Annotated in this window: 15 protein-coding genes; 10 read left to right on the plus strand and 5 right to left on the minus strand. The window is 53.8% G+C overall.

Annotated features, from left to right (window positions below; all coding sequences use genetic code 11):
- The first annotated feature begins 24 nt into the window (after nt 1-24).
- The 3 genes from VF399_00665 (at nt 25) to VF399_00675 (ending at nt 2,761) form a co-directional block, all read left to right on the plus strand.
- Entirely contained in the window at nt 25-1,311 is a 1,287-nt protein-coding gene (locus VF399_00665; GenBank protein ID HEX7318854.1) for a hypothetical protein, read from the plus strand.
- Complete coding sequence (locus tag VF399_00670; protein ID HEX7318855.1) at nt 1,296-2,195, plus strand: hypothetical protein; 900 nt, start codon at nt 1,296-1,298, stop codon at nt 2,193-2,195. The genes VF399_00665 and VF399_00670 overlap by 16 nt, the downstream gene beginning before the upstream one ends.
- A gap of 110 nt (nt 2,196-2,305) precedes the next feature.
- Nucleotides 2,306-2,761, plus strand: a complete 456-nt coding sequence (locus VF399_00675; protein ID HEX7318856.1) for a hypothetical protein — start codon at nt 2,306-2,308, stop codon at nt 2,759-2,761.
- A gap of 101 nt (nt 2,762-2,862) precedes the next feature.
- Here the strand turns inward: VF399_00675 and VF399_00680 are convergent, their stop codons facing one another.
- Complete coding sequence (locus VF399_00680; protein ID HEX7318857.1) at nt 2,863-3,120, minus strand: hypothetical protein; 258 nt, start codon at nt 3,118-3,120, stop codon at nt 2,863-2,865.
- Nucleotides 3,121-3,369: 249 nt separating this feature from the next.
- On the opposite strand from VF399_00680, the gene argF reads away from it, so the two are divergent.
- Nucleotides 3,370-4,278 (plus strand): ornithine carbamoyltransferase, encoded by a 909-nt coding sequence (argF, locus tag VF399_00685; GenBank protein HEX7318858.1) that lies wholly within the window; start codon nt 3,370-3,372, stop codon nt 4,276-4,278.
- Nucleotides 4,279-4,288: 10 nt separating this feature from the next.
- Complete coding sequence (locus VF399_00690; protein ID HEX7318859.1) at nt 4,289-5,203, plus strand: CdaR family protein; 915 nt, start codon at nt 4,289-4,291, stop codon at nt 5,201-5,203.
- 20 nt (nt 5,204-5,223) lie between these two features.
- On the opposite strand, the gene VF399_00695 is transcribed toward VF399_00690, so the two are convergent.
- From VF399_00695 to VF399_00705, 3 genes are read right to left on the minus strand one after another with little or no spacing between them, the layout of a single operon-like run.
- A complete protein-coding gene (locus tag VF399_00695) occupies nt 5,224-7,062 on the minus strand; it encodes a BatA domain-containing protein (protein HEX7318860.1) in 1,839 nt (612 codons plus the stop codon).
- Complete coding sequence (locus VF399_00700) at nt 7,059-7,949, minus strand: DUF58 domain-containing protein (protein ID HEX7318861.1); 891 nt, start codon at nt 7,947-7,949, stop codon at nt 7,059-7,061. The genes VF399_00695 and VF399_00700 overlap by 4 nt, the downstream gene beginning before the upstream one ends.
- Nucleotides 7,918-8,862 (minus strand): NAD-dependent epimerase/dehydratase family protein, encoded by a 945-nt coding sequence (locus VF399_00705; GenBank protein HEX7318862.1) that lies wholly within the window; start codon nt 8,860-8,862, stop codon nt 7,918-7,920. The genes VF399_00700 and VF399_00705 overlap by 32 nt, the downstream gene beginning before the upstream one ends.
- A gap of 279 nt (nt 8,863-9,141) precedes the next feature.
- On the opposite strand from VF399_00705, the gene VF399_00710 reads away from it, so the two are divergent.
- Nucleotides 9,142-10,896: an FG-GAP-like repeat-containing protein gene (locus tag VF399_00710; protein ID HEX7318863.1), complete on the plus strand. Its 1,755-nt coding sequence runs from the start codon at nt 9,142-9,144 to the stop codon at nt 10,894-10,896.
- 123 nt (nt 10,897-11,019) lie between these two features.
- On the opposite strand, the gene VF399_00715 is transcribed toward VF399_00710, so the two are convergent.
- Nucleotides 11,020-12,588, minus strand: coding sequence for a mucoidy inhibitor MuiA family protein (locus VF399_00715; protein ID HEX7318864.1), 1,569 nt, complete (start codon nt 12,586-12,588; stop codon nt 11,020-11,022).
- 383 nt (nt 12,589-12,971) lie between these two features.
- Between VF399_00715 and VF399_00720 the strand changes: the two genes are divergently transcribed.
- The 4 genes from VF399_00720 (at nt 12,972) to VF399_00735 (ending at nt 17,789) form a co-directional block, all read left to right on the plus strand.
- Complete coding sequence (locus tag VF399_00720; protein HEX7318865.1) at nt 12,972-13,883, plus strand: cation diffusion facilitator family transporter; 912 nt, start codon at nt 12,972-12,974, stop codon at nt 13,881-13,883.
- Between the two features lie 136 nt (nt 13,884-14,019).
- Entirely contained in the window at nt 14,020-15,396 is a 1,377-nt protein-coding gene (locus VF399_00725; GenBank protein HEX7318866.1) for an MBL fold metallo-hydrolase, read from the plus strand.
- A 139-nt stretch (nt 15,397-15,535) separates the two neighbouring features.
- Nucleotides 15,536-16,696 (plus strand): acyl-CoA dehydrogenase family protein, encoded by a 1,161-nt coding sequence (locus tag VF399_00730; protein ID HEX7318867.1) that lies wholly within the window; start codon nt 15,536-15,538, stop codon nt 16,694-16,696.
- On the plus strand, nt 16,686-17,789 hold the full coding sequence (locus tag VF399_00735) for an acyl-CoA dehydrogenase family protein (GenBank protein HEX7318868.1): 1,104 nt from the start codon (nt 16,686-16,688) through the stop codon (nt 17,787-17,789). The genes VF399_00730 and VF399_00735 overlap by 11 nt, the downstream gene beginning before the upstream one ends.
- The last annotated feature ends 55 nt before the right edge of the window (nt 17,790-17,844 follow it).

Here is a 17,844-nt window from a genome sequence, read left to right on the forward strand (position 1 = left end):
AAGAATCCTTATAATTAGAGAAATATGTTGTTGCTGTTCTTCGTTTTGCTTGAATACAAACCTCAGACGCTGGCCGTCCCGCCTTTTGAACACACTTTCGGGTTTTACCGCGCCTCCAAGTACTACCTCCAGCTATTCCTGGGACCCGGCTTCAACTATAATGATCCGCAGGGGATCACTGCGGTCAAACTCAAGGAGTTGGACGACCCCAAGACAAAGAAAGACGATGACGAACTCACGGCTTTTGCGGTCAATTCCGGGAACGGGCAGATCATCTACAACGTCGGCCTGGAGGCGGTCAAGATCTACGGCAACAGGGAAACCTTTTCAAGCCCCAAAGGGATCACTGCCAACAGCGACGGGCTTGTCGCGGTCGCTGATTTCGGCAACCGTCGCGTCGTGAAACTCCAATGTCAAAAAGGTGAACTCAAGTGGGCCGGCGAGATCCCGCTCGCGGGCCGGCCATACGATGTCTGCTTTGATTCGCAGAACAACCTTTATGTCACTGACTATGATAACTCCCGCGTCTGTGTTTATGGCCCGGACAACAACCTCATCACTTCCTTCGGCATAACGGGCCGCGCGCTCGGCGAGATATATCAGCCGATGGGGATCGAGGTGATCGACGCTCAGGCCCCGCACAATCGCTTTCAGGACGAGTTTATCGTGATCACGGATGATGACGGCAAGCGGGTCTCGAAGTTCACCTTGAACGGCCGGTTCCTGGGATCGGTCTATGACTTTGAGCTGGGGCTGGCCGAAGCCCATTTTCTTTATGTCGCAATGGACTATTACGCGAGCATTTATGTGACCGACGATGTCAATAACCAGATCCATAAATTCGACCATGACCTGCGCTATATCATCTCCGAGGGTCGGACCGGCACGGATCAGGGCGAATTTGCTTCGCCGCGCGGCATCACCATCAACCGCAAGTACGGTCAGGTTTTCATAGCGGAAAAAGAGGGCGGTCAGTATCTCTGGATCGCGGGTGACGTCATTTTCATCGGCGCTTTTCCCCCGGTCATCACCAAAGACCTGCCCGGCACGACGATCGCCATCTACCTGACCCAGGAAGTAAAGGTAAACATGGGTGTTTATAACGCCATGAACGAAAAAGTGAAGGATCTACTAAAAGACATAAAGTGCGCCCCCGGTGAGTTCCTCGTGGTATGGGACGGCCTTGACAGTAAAAATGTGCAGGTGCCGGACGGTGTCTATCAGATCAAGATCGATATCAAGCCTTTACACGGGTACGGAGCCCGCATCAAGAAATCCGTACAAGGAAGTGTCACATGCAGGACTTCATAAAATTTTTACTCATTCCCATGCTCATCGGCGCGACCAAATACGCCGGTGAATTCCAGGAGCTGGGCGTTAACGCCCGGGCCTGGGCCATGGGCAGTACCGGCGTGGCGCAGTGCGTTGATGCGTCGGCGCTGTACTTCAATCCCGCCGGCACTATCTTCGCCGGCCGCAGCGTCGCCGTGATGCACGCGGAGAACTTCGGCGGCATCGTGAAGAACGAATTCGGCGCGATCACCCTGCCCAAGGGTAATTCCGCGGTGGGCCTCGGTCTTCAGTATGTTTCCGCGGGTGGTATAAAGCTGACCACCCTTCCGGACACGACCATGCCGCCCGGTAGCGACAACCCGCCGGTAGCCTACGATACCGTGGCTGCGCGCGACCTGATCGTTTACTTCAACGGCGCGAGATCGAAAGGTCCGGTGTCTTACGGCGTCACGGCCAAGGTCTATTACCGCGACCTGTATGTGATCACGGGTTTTGGCGGCGGCCTCGATGCCGGCGCCCGGCTGGATCTTGGATACCTGGTGATCGGTTGCAGTGTCCGCGACGTGGTGCTGTCCCCCATCGTATGGAGCAACCGGACCAAAGAGAACATTGCCCCGAAACTGGCATTCGGTGTTGCTCCCGTGCTCCCGCTGGACCGCATTTCCTCGCGACTGATCATCGAGACCGATATCGTAAAGGCCATTGACGACAACGGTTTTGCGGTGAATATTGGCTGTGAATACGGCTACAAAGAACTGGTCTTTGGCCGTATCGGATGGACCCGCGGCACCTATACCCTGGGTGCCGGGATCCGCTACCGCAAGTTGCGCTTTGACTACGCCTTTGTCACCCACTCGGACCTGGAGAACTCGAATAAGTTTTCCGCGGGGTTAGAATTCTAGTAAAAGCTGAGCTGTTCAGGAAACTGCTCAACCTCTGGACCATTTTCATCCCCGTCACTTACTATCTCATACCGCAGCAGTCCGGCCGTTGGATCCTGCTGATAATAACCGTGGTCATCGTTATCGTCGATTTTTTCAGGATCCGCGTGAACGGGATCAAAGAAGGATTCATTCTTCTTTTCGGCTCGTTCCTGCGGCGCCATGAACTGACCCGCCTGAGCGGAGCTACATATCTGCTGCTGGGATGCCTGATCACCGCATGGATAACGAGCAAACCGGTCTTCGTGGCTGCCAGCGCCTACACCATTGTCGGCGATACCTTCGCGGCGATCTGCGGTCAGATGCTTAAAGGACCTAAGATCTTTAAAAAAACGCTTTACGGCAGTCTGGGTTTCCTGATTTCATGCGTGCTGGTCGCGTTACTGCTGCACTTTACGATCCACGAACCGCTGTACGCCCTGTTAGCGGGAGCATTGGCCGCCACCATACTTGAAGCCCTGCCCTTGCCCTGGGATGATAATTTTGCGGTCCCGATCCTAACCGGTGTTGTTATGAGCCTGATCTGACCGCGTTTCCTGCGTTTTTTTTACGGATTTTAGCTGTCAGGCTTTTATAAAACTCTTATGAGTTAACTCCCTGCGCTTTCAGCGAGCGCAGCGGTCCTGCTCTAATCTGCCGTTACCTTGAACACCTGATCGTGTTCATGCACCGGCGCGTCGACTTTCGTCCCGACGGCGTCGCCTTTTTTTGCCGACGTTACAGGATTGCGGTCAACCTGCATGGATGTGACCGTCTGGCTGAAATCAGCCGTCTTGCCCTTGATATGGATGGTATCGCCGGCATTCAATTCATCATCCGTCAGTTCCAGCACTGCCACCTGTATCTTACCGAAATAATGAGTTATTTTCCCGATCAATTTTTCCATATTCTCTCCTTGTGCGCAATATTACTCATCCACGCAGTCGTGTCAAGGGTATTAACCAACGCAGGATCGCTGCGCTCGCAGGAGGCGCAGGAAACGCCGGCAGTAAAATGCAGTGGCAGACCTTGGTCTGCGTCACTCAATTAAGTCGAGCAAGCTCGACCACTACATTTATGTTTCACTAAACGCTAAGGATTGATTTCTGCCCAGGATTAAATATAATAAACATAATATGAAAGGAGACTGCTAAACATGAAGAGGGATCTGACATCAATGTTCGATCTGACAAAGAAGGAAATACAGAGCATCTTCACGATCACCAAACAGCTCAAAACGGCGCAGAAAAAAGGTGCTGATCACAAACTGCTGAACGGCAAGACCATGGCCATGATCTTTGAGAAACCCTCGCTGCGCACGCGCGTAACCTTTGAAACCGGCATGACCCAGCTTGGAGGGCATGCGATATATCTGGCGCCGTCCGACATCCAGCTGGGCAAGCGGGAAACGGTGGACGATGTCGCGAAGAACCTGTCGCGCTGGGTCGACATCATCATGGCGAGGGTCTTTGCCCACTCCACCATCACCGGCCTGGCAAAAAACGCCAGCATACCGGTCATTAACGGCCTGTGCGACCTGGAGCATCCCTGTCAGATCCTGTGCGATCTATTCACGGTCATCGAGAAAAAAGGCAGCCTGTCCAATATCACGATCGCCTACGTGGGCGACGGCAACAACGTCTGCAATTCCTTTGTCGCGGCTTCGGTCATTCTGGGCTACCGGCTGAATATCGCCACCCCGCGCGGCTATGAACCGTACCGACCTTATCTGAAGAAAGCGCCGCGCGCCATGCTCACGACCGATCCGGTAAAGGCCGTGACCAATGCTGATATCATCTACACTGACGTCTGGGCATCAATGGGACAAGAAAAGGAAAAAGAGAAACGCAAGAAAATCTTCAAGGACTACCAGATCAACCGCCAGCTCGTCCGGCACGCCAAAAAGAACCATTGCATTATGCACTGCCTGCCGGCCCATCGCGGGGAAGAAATCACGGAAGAGATCATTGACGGAAAAACATCCATCGTTTTTGACCAGGCCGAGAACCGCCTGCACATTCAGAAAGGCATCATTGTTTTTTTAATGAAGAACAGGAAAAAATAGGCGGATGTCAATGGCGGTCACGCAGATCCTCAGATCGATAGTCAATGATCCGATCAGGAAGATATTCGCGATCGTCTTTGCATTCGGATTGTGGCTTTTTGTCGCGGTCGAAGGCACCTATACCGACCGCCGGGACGTCAAGATCGCCTTCATCGGTCTGCCGGAATCTCTCACCGTCACGGACGCGCCGCTGGAGATCCCCGTGACCTTCACCGGCAAAGGACGGTCGTTGCTCGGTTTTTGGCTCCTGCCACCTACGGTTATAGCCACGGTCACCGACGCCAAAACCGGCAGCGTAAAGATCACATCGAAGGATCTCGCCATCCCATCCAATCCCCAGGACGTTTCGGTCCAGTACGACATAAAGACCATGGACCTGCGGATCGACGAAAAGGTCAAACAGACCGTACCTGTTACGATCCCCATGAAAGGCAGCCCACCCGAGCGGTACGCGATCGGTATGATCACGATCTCAGACACGGTCCTGGCGACCGGTCCCAAAGGATATCTGCGCGGTCTTGCTGATGTCGCGACCGAATCGCTCGACGTGCACAACCGCACCGCTTCGTTCTACCAGAAACTTAAACTGCGCGCACCCGCCGGGTCGATACGGTTCAATCAAGATTATGTTACGGCCATGATCGAAATCGATACGGTGAGCCGGCGCTTGCTGACCAACCTTCCGGTCAAAATCATATCCAAACAGAACCAAACCGTGTCGGCCGCAGCCCTTTATCTTGACACCCTCATCGTCGCTGGTGCGAACAGCCGGATCAGCAAACTTAAAAAAACCGATATTGACATCATGATCAGGCTGTCCGATCTGAAAACAGGCGAATATTCATTGCCTGCCGAGATCATATCTCCCGCGTATGTGAAGCCGGTGCATTCCAGCCCTAAAAAATTCAAAATAAAGATCTATTAGGAAAGTATATTTTTCTGCGGTTAACGCAGGACCAGCAGCGCGGCCTCAATGACCAGCGCGCACAGCGCTATCATCAGACACGCAACGGTCAGATCAATGCCGGCTAGAGCGCTGAGCGATCTCAAGACCTGCACCCCCAGTTGAGCTGCCGACCCTTCATCGATACTGCGCAGGTCGCCTTCGGCCGGGTCAACGTTGACGCCGATGGTATCCCCGCCATAGCAGTATAGTCCCGGCCTGGTGATGCTGGCGAGCCGGTACCCGCCATCGATACCCTGAAGGACCTTGGTCGTATCGACCGCCGCACCTACGGTATATTCCCGGTCAGGGAGTTGGTAGACAACGCTGCTTGCGAGACGGTGGAGCAACGGCACGAATATCGCCCGGTAAACGAGATCGGTATTTCCGGGGACGCACTCGGTCGCCACGATGCACACGTTGTCTTTCTGAATTATCAACGGGTACTGGTCGACCCGCGCGAGAACATGGCCGCGCGCTTCTAGATCATTCAGGCGGTAGAACCGTATCCCTTTCAGCGACGCTTCGTTCTTGAACACTTTAAAGACCGGACTACCGGCATCGACCCAGTCCAGCGTCAGGTAACCCCTGGGTGCGACCGTGCCGCGAACCGCTGCCCATTCTCCGATAAAACGTCGCATACCAGGACCCGGATCATTGCTCAGGAAGATCAACGCGCCCGTGTTCTTTTGCATCAAGAAATCACGAATCCTGATCTCGTCCCCTTTTGACAGATCCGGCACATTGTTTAGAATCAGAACCGCTTGCATCCTCAGATCGCCGTCCTTAAGGTTCATGATCGTTCTAACATCAAAGGGCATGGACGCGGCGCTGACCGGGCTGAGGGCGTTTTTCAGGTACTCGTTGGCGCCGACGATCAAGACCCTCATCCGTCTGGGCACGGTCTTGGCAAAATAGTATTCGTTATCCATGAGCAGGCTGTCATCATCCATGATCGCGACCGTACCGGCATTGCACCGGACCGGTAATGTAAAAACAACGTCGGCTGACTGATCCGGTTGGACCGCGAGATCGCTGGTGAACTCCTGCTCCTGCGAGACCAGGCGCGCTGTTCCCCTAAATATGCGTCCGGAATGATTTTGCACGGTCGCCATGATCTGATACTTGTCGGTCACGATGCTCACGGGGTCCACCATTGATACCTGGGCGATCCCGGCATTGCCGCCGCCCGGTATTTCGTACCATATAAGTTTCCGGTCTGAAAGCGCCTTTGCGGTCAGGTCTTTAAACACGATCTCCTGGCCGTCGCCGACATACAAGTAGTTCAGTTCGTATGCCGGTGCGTCGATCCTGATGTTCTCCAGCGCCTGCCGCAGAGAACCGGTGCGGCAGGACAGGGTACATGCTTCCACTTGTTTCAGCGCGCCGTTCAGTCCGGTCCAGGACAGCGGTCTGGAAGGGCCGGTCAGGGGCACTACGCAAAACTCGCTGGCCGGTGAATATCGCCGGAGCAGTTCGCGGGCGGCTTCCTGAGCGCGCCGGAAATTATCGCCGTAACCCATGCTGTAAGTATTGTCAAGGATGATGATCACGGAAGCCAGGCGGTGCGAGGGTATTTTCGGCTGGCGTGCCAGCCACGGCGCGGTCAGTTGCGGTTTCGCCAGGCTCAGGAACAGGAAAAGGACAAAAAGACAACGCAACGCGAGCACCAGGATATCGCGGAGTTTTAACCAGCCGAGACGCCGCGCCTCGGTCATTCTCAAGAATGCCAGGGATGAGAACGGCACCCGCTTGAGTCTACGGCGAAACCAAAAATGGATGATGATGGGCACAGCCACGAGCGCCGTCCCCAAAAGGTACACGGGATTAAGGAAGGTCACAACATTTTCATCCGTTTGTGCAGGAAGGCGATCAGCGCCTGGTCATAGGGCGTGTCCGTAAAGACCGTTTCACAGTCAATATGAACCTCGAGCAGCGCTCGGCGGTAAAACGCGATGAACTGCTCCATATGTTTCTGGTAGGACGCGCGGATGGCGGCTGGATAAACGATCATTTCATCGTCGGTCTCCAGATCCTTGAACAGCGCCGGGTCTGCGTAGGGAAAAGAGAATTCTTTTTTATCGAGCACCTGGAACACCAGCATCTCGTGCTTGCGAAAACGGAATGACCGGATCGCCCGGACCACCGATTCGGGCTGATCGAGCAGATCGGATACGATGATGATGAGCCCGCGGCGCTTGGTCTTCTGGGCGAGTTCACCCAGTACGTCCGCGATCGATGTTTCGCCGCCGGCGGCAGCGCCGTCGATAACGCCGAGGATCCTGGATAAATTGACCTTTTTCGCCGAGGGCGGCACGTATTCACGGATCTTGCTGTCGAACGTGATGATGCCGACGCCGTCCTTCTGCCTGGAGAGGATGTAGGCAAGGCTTGCGCAAAGGTACTTGGCGTACTCGAGCTTGCTGATCCGGTCGCCATAAGCCATGGAGCCGCTGATATCGAACAGGATATAAGCGCGCAGATTCGTTTCCTCAAGGTATTGTTTGATATAGTACCGGTCACTGCGGGCAAATACCTTCCAGTCGATGCGGCGCGGCTCGTCGCCCGGCATATACGGCCGGTAATCGGCGAACTCCTGCGAAAACCCCTTGTACGGGCTCTGGTGCAGCCCGCTCAAGAACCCCTCCACGACCAGTCTGGCCTGGAGGTCCAATCTTGATAGTTTTGAGATTACTTCAGGATCCAGATATTTTCTGGGTGACGGCATTGATCGAAACAAAATGCTCAAAGGTCTTTTTCAAACCTTCGGCCAGGGAAACGCCGGGGCGCCACTTCAGTGTCCGGCTGATCTTTGAATAATCCAGGGAATTACGAAAAACCTCGCCGGGGATAGCTGCCCGGTGCTCGTGCCGGATATTGCGGCCGGTTACGGCCGCCAGCTCATCGACCAACCGGTTGACGCTCGTCTCGACCGAGGTCCCGATATTGAATACATCGGACGCGCTGTCCAGGGCGAGCACGTTCGCCCGCACCACGTCCTCAACGAACACATAATCGCGCACCTGGTCGCCGCTGCCGTTCACGAAACAGGGACGGTCGTTCAGTATTTCATTGATGAATATCGAGATGACTCCGGCTTCGCTTTTGCCGATCTGCCTGGGCCCGTACACGTTGCTGTAGCGCAGGATCACATAAGTGAAACCATGGAGTTGAGCGAAAACCTTGATATAGTGTTCGGTGGCAAGCTTCGCTACGGCGTAAGGGGACATTGGCTGCGGCACGCGATCCTCGGATATCGGGTAGTGATCGGGTTCCCCGTAGATGGCGCCGCCGCTGGATGCGAAAATAAAACGCTTCACGCCCAAGGCGGCGGCGTAATCAAGCAGCCGTACCGCGCCCAGAACGTTCACGGAAGCGTCGAGAAATGGGTTGGCGAGCGATGTCCGCACATTGATCTGGGCGGCGTGGTGATTGACAACATCGAACCGGGATTCGTCAAATACCTTTTTCAGCGCCTCGTCCCTTATGTCCAGTTCGATGAACCGCGTCCGTTTGTTCACGTTACCGCGGTTACCGGTCGACAGGTCATCGATGACCGTAACGTCATGGCCTTCCCGGATATATGCATCGACGATATGCGAGGCGATAAATCCGGCGCCGCCGGTCACGAGGATCTTCATATCTTTAAATTATATCCATATCAAAATTGGTGTCAACGAGCACGCAACCACAATCCTCCCGCATTTTCGCCCCCTTAATGGCTACAATTCACCCCCTCCTTTTTCCTCCCCCCTCGAGGGCAACGTGGAAAAGGATCTTTCATGATAATTGGCGTCCCTGCGGGAGGAGGGTAAGGGTCGGTGGGTGGGCGGGGGGGATAATAACTCATGTCCAGCAATCCTCCTTGACTTTAGGTTCCAGGTTATTATAGTTAATTCATTATTATTTAAGGAGGCTTTATGAAAACACCGATCAGACCTGCTATTTTCCTGCTTTTCTGCATTTCCATAGGTTTTTCCGTCATCCCCCTTGTCACGTCGCCCTCGTGGACCTCGAACGATAACGATTACTCGACTGGCGGCGCCCTCTGCGACGTGACCATGGACCAGCAACTTGATTTTTGTATGGGCAACGGCAATGACATGGCGTCGAACTACAATGCCGTTTACGTTAACGGCGGCGGGGCGCTTGAGACCGTAGCTTCATGGCGCTCGATCGAGACCGGATACTATTCGCACATCTCCATGGGCGACGTCGATAATGACGGCTACCCGGACATGGCGATCTCATACCTTGGCTCCGGCAGCACGAACCAGGGTCCCGTGAGCATTTACCGTAATTCGGGCACGGGCTTGAACACCACGGCCTGGTGGACATCGACCGACAACTACAATTCCTTTGACTGCGCTCTTGGAGACGTTGATCTGGACGGCGACCTTGACATTGCGGTCGTGGCCGGTGATCCCTACAGCGGCATCACCGCGCCGGTGCGTATTTACCGCAATAACAGCGGCACCCTGGAAACAACCCCCTACTGGACATCGACCGATAACACGCCCAGCGATGCCTGCCGGTGGGTCGATCTGGACAACGATGGCTGGCTGGACCTCGTCGTCGGTTACCGCCGGAAGATCGCGGTGTTCACCAATGTCAACGGGACTCTGGAGACGACCGCTTCGTGGTCGACGACAACCCTGGGATGGGTGCTCCGGATCTCGGTCGGCGACTACAACAACGACGGCTACAAGGATATCGCGGTCGCCAATAACGGGCAGCTGAGCGGCGACCAGAGCCGCATTGAGGTGTACCGCAACAGCGGCGGCACGCTTCAGACGCCAGCCCAGTACGTCATGCTGACCGGCACTGACTACTGTTCGTGCGTGGAGTGGGGCGACGTCAACAACGACACCTGGCTTGACCTGGCGGCCGGCGGATGGTGGGAACCGGCCGTGGTCTTCGAAAATACGACCGGTTCGATCAACACCACGCCGGCGTGGTCTTACAACGGCGGAACGAACCTGGTCGGCGAAGCGGTGACCTGGGGCGATACGGACAATAGTTCGGTCGTCACGACAACCGATTATTTTAGCGGCAACGGCAGCCGCAAGCTCTACTATTTATCGCGGCCTCCGGTCCAGTGGTTCGAGGAAGCACGGGTCGACAGCATGGTCGTGCCGCTTTCGGATTTCACCTACGACCGTTTGACCGGCTGGATCTCGTTCAAGAACGCGCCATCATCGGGGACGAACAACATTGAGATAAAGTATTCCTACGCGCGGTACCCTGACCTGGGTCTGACCAACTGGGACGAGAGTCACGGCAATTACCTTTTCAGCAATACGATCACGGGCGTTGAAGAAACGGCGGCGATCGAGCACGGTACTGCCGGAAATCTTAAATTGACCGCCTATCCCAATCCGTTCAGCGATATTACACGGATCAGCATAGCGCATGGAGCAAAGCAACAAAATCACGTAGGGCAAGGCTTTAGCCTTGCTCAGGTTAGCAAACCTAAAGGTTTGCCCTACATAAGGATCTTCAATGCCGTAGGCCAGGTGATAAAATCATTTAACCATTTAACAATTCAACCATTTAACCAAGTCACCTGGGATGGTACAGATAACAGTGGGAATTCCCTGCCCGCCGGTGTTTATATTGTCCAGGCCAGGTCCGACCAGGGATCGGTCAGCGAAAAACTGATCCTGACAAGGTAGTTGTTTATATTTGCCTGATATCCTGACTTACTGTTATTTTTATCTTCTTACCCTCTTAACCTCTAATATCCTGACTTCACTGCCAATCAATGAACAGCAGAAATGATTGGTGTCCCTGTGGGACTAGTACATCTGCCTCTGGATATCGACCTCGGGCGGAGCTTCGACCGTGAATGCCACGCTGATGACAAATTCACCATTTGCCGCTATCGGGGCATCCCAGTAGTAGATACCGCGATCTTTATCTTCCCGCGTCGGTTTTGGCTCCAGTTTGACGTCGCCAACCTTGATCGAGGCGTCCTGCGAGACCGGCACCATATCGACGATCGTGCAGGTTATCTCCTGATCATGGAAATTCTTCACTGAGTTCTCGTAGACGATATCGTACTTTGTTGTATTCTTGAAAAGACCGCCTTTGGAGACCCTTGATTTTTTTAATTCCCTTTTTACTTTGACCCGTTCATCCACACCGAAAAAAGTCCTGATAGATTCATCCGGCGCCACGGTCGGGAAATAGGACCTGCCGGTGTAATCGTCGCCGACGTAAGTATTGGCATCGCCGGCAAGGAAGAGAAAATCGGTACTGTTGTTCATTTCACCGCTCAGGTACGCCTTCATATCCAGCCGCGGAACCGTGAAAAAAGCAAATTGCGCGCCCATCTGTCGGGCCGTGATCGCCATTTTCTTCTCGGCTTCACCGCTGGCAATGCTGTACCGACGCGGTAAAGGATACCAGACGCCGATACCGGTCTCCACGACCTGGGCCTGCTGCTCACCGACCAGCACCGAAGATTCGCTAACGGCCTCTTTTGGCGCTCCGGCCGGCCGCCGCTCGGCATCATACCCGCCGTAGTCTTCGCCCCGGTAACTGTATATGTACCACGGCTCGGTCGCCGGCGCGTACCCGCCGTAAGAAGGCGCGGCCGTGGATAGAACGACGCGCACGTTGTCCCAATCTTCGCCGGTCCGCTGGCTGATCTTGCCGTAATAGTCGACTTCGATCTTCTTGTCCGCGGGATCCGCCCGCAGTTCGTAGTAAGTTCGCCAGCTGGCGCCGAACACGATATAATCTAGTTCGATCGTATAGGTCTGTGCGTTTTTCGGTTTTGCGTCAAAAACAACGGCCTTGCGGTTCTCCACTGACGCCCTGGTATTATCAAGTTCCAATTTCAAAGCATTCATCTTTTCCTGGAGATCGATCCGCGTCCGCTCGATCTCAGCGGTCCGCATCTTAGCGGCCAGCAGACCGTCAACAATGAACTTAAGGCCCACGTCCCAGGCGGTGGGTGCGATCTTGCCGGTGTACATTTCCTTGGATATGACGTCGGAAGCGCCCGCGGCCACGGTTTGCAGGAATTTCTCCTTGTCTTTCAGTACGGTCAGCTCGTCGCTCAACACGCGGTCGCGGATCTCAAGCTCGCGGATGCGCGCCTGCAACTCCTTGATCTTGGGATGGGGTTCTTTCAAGTAACCCGTCTTGACCTGCACTTCACCGATGGTCAAACCCTGCGCTTTAACGCGCACTGACTGGTCATCGATGGATCCGGGCAGGTCCGGGAAAACGATATCGGTCGCGTTCTCAAGATAAACGCTGGCCTTCCGCGCAACAATGACCCGGTCCGAGTACATGACGACCGAATCGATCTTAGAATCGACCTGCAGTCCGACTAACATAAGCATCAATGGGATCATGTGTCCTCCTTGTTAAATCAAATTGATATGTGCATCATGCACGTCGATAAGTCTAGCTAGAAAACGCATGAAGTCAACGGCAAAATTGGTTAAAATTTTCACGGCTTGATGAGAGTAAATGTAGCCGCACCCTTCAGGGTGCGTTTTTGTTGATGAATCATAAAAACACAGCGCAGGTTGCAACCTGCGGCTACAACTGAAGATATCATTGTCATCATTTTGTTATCACGGTGCCGACTTATGCATGTTACATTATCAAACTTTGAATAAATTTAATGGCTGGTTATCCCGTTAGGGATCGTTTGTACCTATGAGAATTTTAATGAAAAACGACGTAATCTTGACAGGTGCGTTAAAGTAAGTAAAATCCTATGGGTAAGTGCATGAACGAACCACCTGAACACAGTCATCCCCAGCATGAGATCAGCGGCTGCAAACTGATCGGCGCCGTCGTGCTCAACATCATCATTACGATCGCGGAGGTTATCGGCGGCTTTGTATCGGGGAGCCTTTCGCTCTTATCGGACGCCGCCCACAACCTGAGCGACAGCGTGTCGCTCATCATCAGTTATTTCGCGTTCCGCCTGAGCAAGAGGGAAAGCACGGCCCAAAAGACCTACGGCTACAAACGGGCCGAGATCCTGGCTGCGCTGTTCAACGCCTCGGTGCTGGTGGTCATTATATTCTTCCTTTTCCGGGAAGCATACCTGCGGTTTTTCAACCCGGTCCATATCAATGGCCTGCTCATGATCATCGTGGCGTCGATCGGCCTGGTCGCCAACCTGGCCGCGGTCATGCTCCTGAAAAAGGACGCGGCCGCGAACCTGAATATCCGGTCCTCGTACCTCCACCTGCTGGCCGATACATTTTCTTCCGTGGGCGTGGTGCTGGGCGGCTTTTTTGTCTATTTTTTCAAAATAACCTGGGTCGACCCTTTGCTCACGGTCATGATCGGCCTGTACATACTTAAGGAAAGCTACGTTATCGTCAAGCAGACCGTTAATATCCTGATGCAGTCGACACCCGAAGCGATCGACGTCATGAAGGTTAAGTGCGCGATCGAGGAGATCCCTGAAGTCCGCAACCTCCATCATGTGCACGTCTGGCAGGCTAACGATACCGATATTTATTTTGAAGGGCATGTCGATGTCTACGAAGATTACTGTGTAAGCAGGATCTCGGATATCTACAAAAACATCGAATCGATCCTGCACGACCGGTTCGGCGTTCGCCATTCGACGATCCAGATCGAGTTCGGCACCTGCGAGAACAAGGACATCATCAAAACATGCTAATAAATGGTCATACGTTGATGGGCATCGATGCCAGTTTGGTCAATGGGCTTGGTCATAGGTTTTGGACAAAAAACAAGAACCAAAAACCACGACCATTCCGACTTCCAAACCCGATAACTTTTAATCATTTTTCAAGATGGCATTGACTTTTATTGGCGCGGCACGGACCGTCACCGGCTCGCTCTATCTGGTCGAGTACGACCACCAGAAATTCCTGATGGAATGCGGTCTGTACCAGGGACACCGGGATGAGGCCGAAAGGATCAACTGCACGTTCCCGTTCAAACCCAAAGAAATAAAAGCCGTTATCCTGTCCCACGCGCATCTTGACCATTCGGGGAACCTGCCGAGCCTGGTAAAGCGCGGATTCGAAGGCCCGGTCTACTGCACGCCGGCAACGACCGATATCGCATCCCTGCTCCTGATGGACTCGGCACGCTTGCAGGAAAACGACATCGCGTACTTTAATAAAAAACAAGCCCAGCACAACCGGCCCCTGAAAGAACCACTGTATACTTCAGCTGACGCCGAAACCGCTATCCGGAAATTCATGTCGGTGAACTACCAGACCGCGTTCGAACCGGTATCGGGCGTCTGGGCGTCACTTTACGACGCCGGCCACATTTTGGGATCATCCCAGATCGTGATCGAGCTCGGCAAGACCAGGATCCTGTACAGCGGTGACCTGGGCCGGAAGAACATGCCGATCATCAAAGACCCGGCGCGTGTCAGCGACATTGACTACCTGATAATGGAATCCACTTACGGCAGCCGGCTGCACACGTCCTTCGATGAAATGACCGGGGAACTCAAAGATCTGATCGATGAAGGCATAGCCCGGGGGAGCAAAATAATTATCCCGGCTTTTGCCGTCGAACGGACCCAACTGCTCATTACCATGCTCAAGGACCTGTATACCCAGGGAACGATCAAGGATGTGCCGGTCTACATTGACAGCCCGCTGGCCACGAATGTAACGGATGTTTTCAAGCGCCACCCCGAATGTTTCGACGAAGAGACCTATAAGATCTTCGAGCGCGATGACCCGTTCAATTTTCCCAAACTCCACTATACCCTCGATACGGAAGATTCAAAACGCCTTAATACGATGCCTGGATCAATGATCATCATTTCGGCATCGGGCATGTGCGAAGGAGGAAGGATACTCCACCACCTCATCCATTCGATCAGCGATCCAAACACGATCATCATCATCACTGGATTTCAGGCGCGCGGCACTCTGGGACGCAGGATCCTGGACGGAGTGAGCGCGGTTCAGATCTTCAATGAGTCTTATGATGTGAAAGCGAAGATCCATTACATGAGCGGATTATCCGCGCATGGCGACTCGCGGGATCTGCTGGAATATGTTAAGGTCTTGAACAGCCCGCGTCTTAAATGCGTCTATCTCGTGCACGGGGACATCGAGGAATCAGTGCCGCTAAAGCAGAAGATCGAGGAACTGGGTATTAAAGTGGAGATCCCGCAGACGATGCAGCAGGTCGCGATTTGAGCGGCAGTGATTAATTTTTAAACACACTTATCTAATCTCTACATACAATTCCTTGACAATATTGTTTTTTCTGGTAAACTATACACCTATCTACTATTAGCTGTCTGCTATAAGCTGTTAGCTGGTTGAAAGGAGTTTTATGGATTATTTTCTAACTTCTGAAGAAAAAGCCCTGAAAGAAAAAGTACGGGCATTCACAGAAAAACTTGTTGTGCCAATGCTGGATGAACTGGATATCAAAGCTGAGTTTCCGACCGAGATCGTCAAAGAGTTCGGGAAACAGGGTCTTTTTAGGATCTTCGTACCCGCGCAGTACGGCGGTACCGGCGCCAAGATCATGGACATGTGCATCGCCTGCGAAGAAGTCGGACGCATCTGTGCCGGTGTCGCGACGGCGTACGCGGTCGGCGCGCTGGGTTCAGGCCCGATCGTTTATTTTGCCAGCGAAGAGCAGAAACAGAAATACCTGCCCTTGATCGCGTCGGGCGAAAAACTGTGCGCGTTCGGCCTGACCGAAGCCCAGGCCGGCAGCGACGTCGCCAATATGAAGACGACTGCGCGTAAAGAAGGCGATTATTATGTTCTTAACGGCATCAAACAATTCATATCCAACGGCAGCATCTCGGACGTGTACGTGGTCCTGGCGGCGACGGATAAAACCCGGGGAGCCCGCGGCATTTCGGCGTTCATCGTCGAAAACGGCACGGGTGGTTTAACGTTCGGCCGGCATGAGAATAAACTCGGGATTCGGACCTCCACGACCACTGAACTGGTCTTTGAGGATTGCCGTGTGCCGAAACAGAACCTTATGGGCAAGGAAGGCATGGGGTTCATCTACACGATGAGAAATTTTGACCGGGCACGGCCCGGTGTCGGCGCGATCGGTCTTGGCACAGCCCAGGGTGCTTATGAAAACGTGCTCGCTTTTGCCGGCAAACATGACCTGCTCAATGATCAATATATCCAGCGCAAACTCGCGGATATGGCAACGGAGATAGAAGCCGGACGGGCGCTCATTCATGCTGCGGCGCGCACGATCGATTCAGGATACAAAGGATTTTCAAAAGCATCCTCATTCTCCAAGCTCTATCCCACTGATCTCGCGATGAAGTGCGCGCTCGAAGCCATTGATATCATGGGGCCGTACAGTATCCTGCGCGAGTACAAAGTTGAAAAAATGCTGAGGGACGCCAAGATCACGCAGATCTACGAAGGCACCAACCAGATCCAGCGCCAGGTGATCGCGTTGGAACTGATCCGCGAAACCGGTACCGGTAAAAGGACTGATCATGGAATTTAATAAAGAAACCGCGTTACTGCAGGCTGAATTCAGAAAATTCGCCAAGGATGTGATCGCCCCGAAAGTCGATGATCACGATAAAAAGGGAGAAGTCCCCCGGGAGTTCATTCTCAAACTGTCGGAGATGGGCATGCTCGGCGCCCTGGTACCCGAATCATGCGGCGGGGTTGCCCTTGATACCCTGGGCACCGTCGTCGCGCTCGAGGAGATCAGTAAGGTCTGCCCATCTACCGGCCTGATCCTGGCCGTACATAATGGCCTGTTCGCGTACCCGATCGTAAAATTCGGCACTGACGCACAGAGATCAAAATACCTGCCGCAAGCGTGTGGCGGCGAAGTGGTCGGTGGTTTCGCGGAAATGGCGGCTAATGAATTGCTGGTCGCGGCGGCCACAGGCAGCAGCCAATATACGATCAGCGGTCAAAATCAACTGCTCCTTAACGGCGAGCTCAATGGACCGTTCGTTCTTTCGATACCCCTTCCCGGATCCGATGCTTCCACATTCAGCATAATCGATCCCGGCTGCCCCGGTGTCAAAATCACGAAAAATACGACTATTATCGGCATGAAAGCTTCAGGGATCGCGGATGTCCGATTCCAGGATGCGCTCGTCAACAGCGGCGCGATCCTGGGCGTGGACCGGCAAGGCCAGGAGATCACCGCTGATGTCCGCAACATCGTTCGTCTTTTGTTCGCGTCCATCGCCCTTGGCATAAGCCAGGGCGCGTATGAGAATGCGCTCAAATATGCCAAAGAACGCGTCCAGTTCGGCGAGCCGATCGCCAATTTCGGCATGGTCCGAGAGATGCTCGCGGACATGGCGGTCAAGATCGAATCGGTCAGGCTTCTCACCTATGATGCGGCACTGGCGCGCGACGCCCAGAAAGATTTTTCCAAAGCGGCGGCGATTGCCCACCTTGTCGCGGCGCAGTCTGTTGCCGACATCACGAACAACGCGATCCAGATCTACGGCGGCTACGGTTACATGAAAGATTACCCCGTGGAGCGTTATTTCCGCGATGCTCAGGTCATTCGAGTCTTGTGCGGCACGTCACGACTGGACAAAGAATTCATCGCGGCCAAAATAATATAAATTCCGGTACTTGTGCCGGAAGCTTGACTTTTGTCTTTTTACGCATATAATAATC

This window comes from bacterium, assembly GCA_036382775.1.
Classification (GTDB): domain Bacteria; phylum Hydrothermota; class Tepidihabitantia; order SM23-42; family JAOAFX01; genus DASVHD01.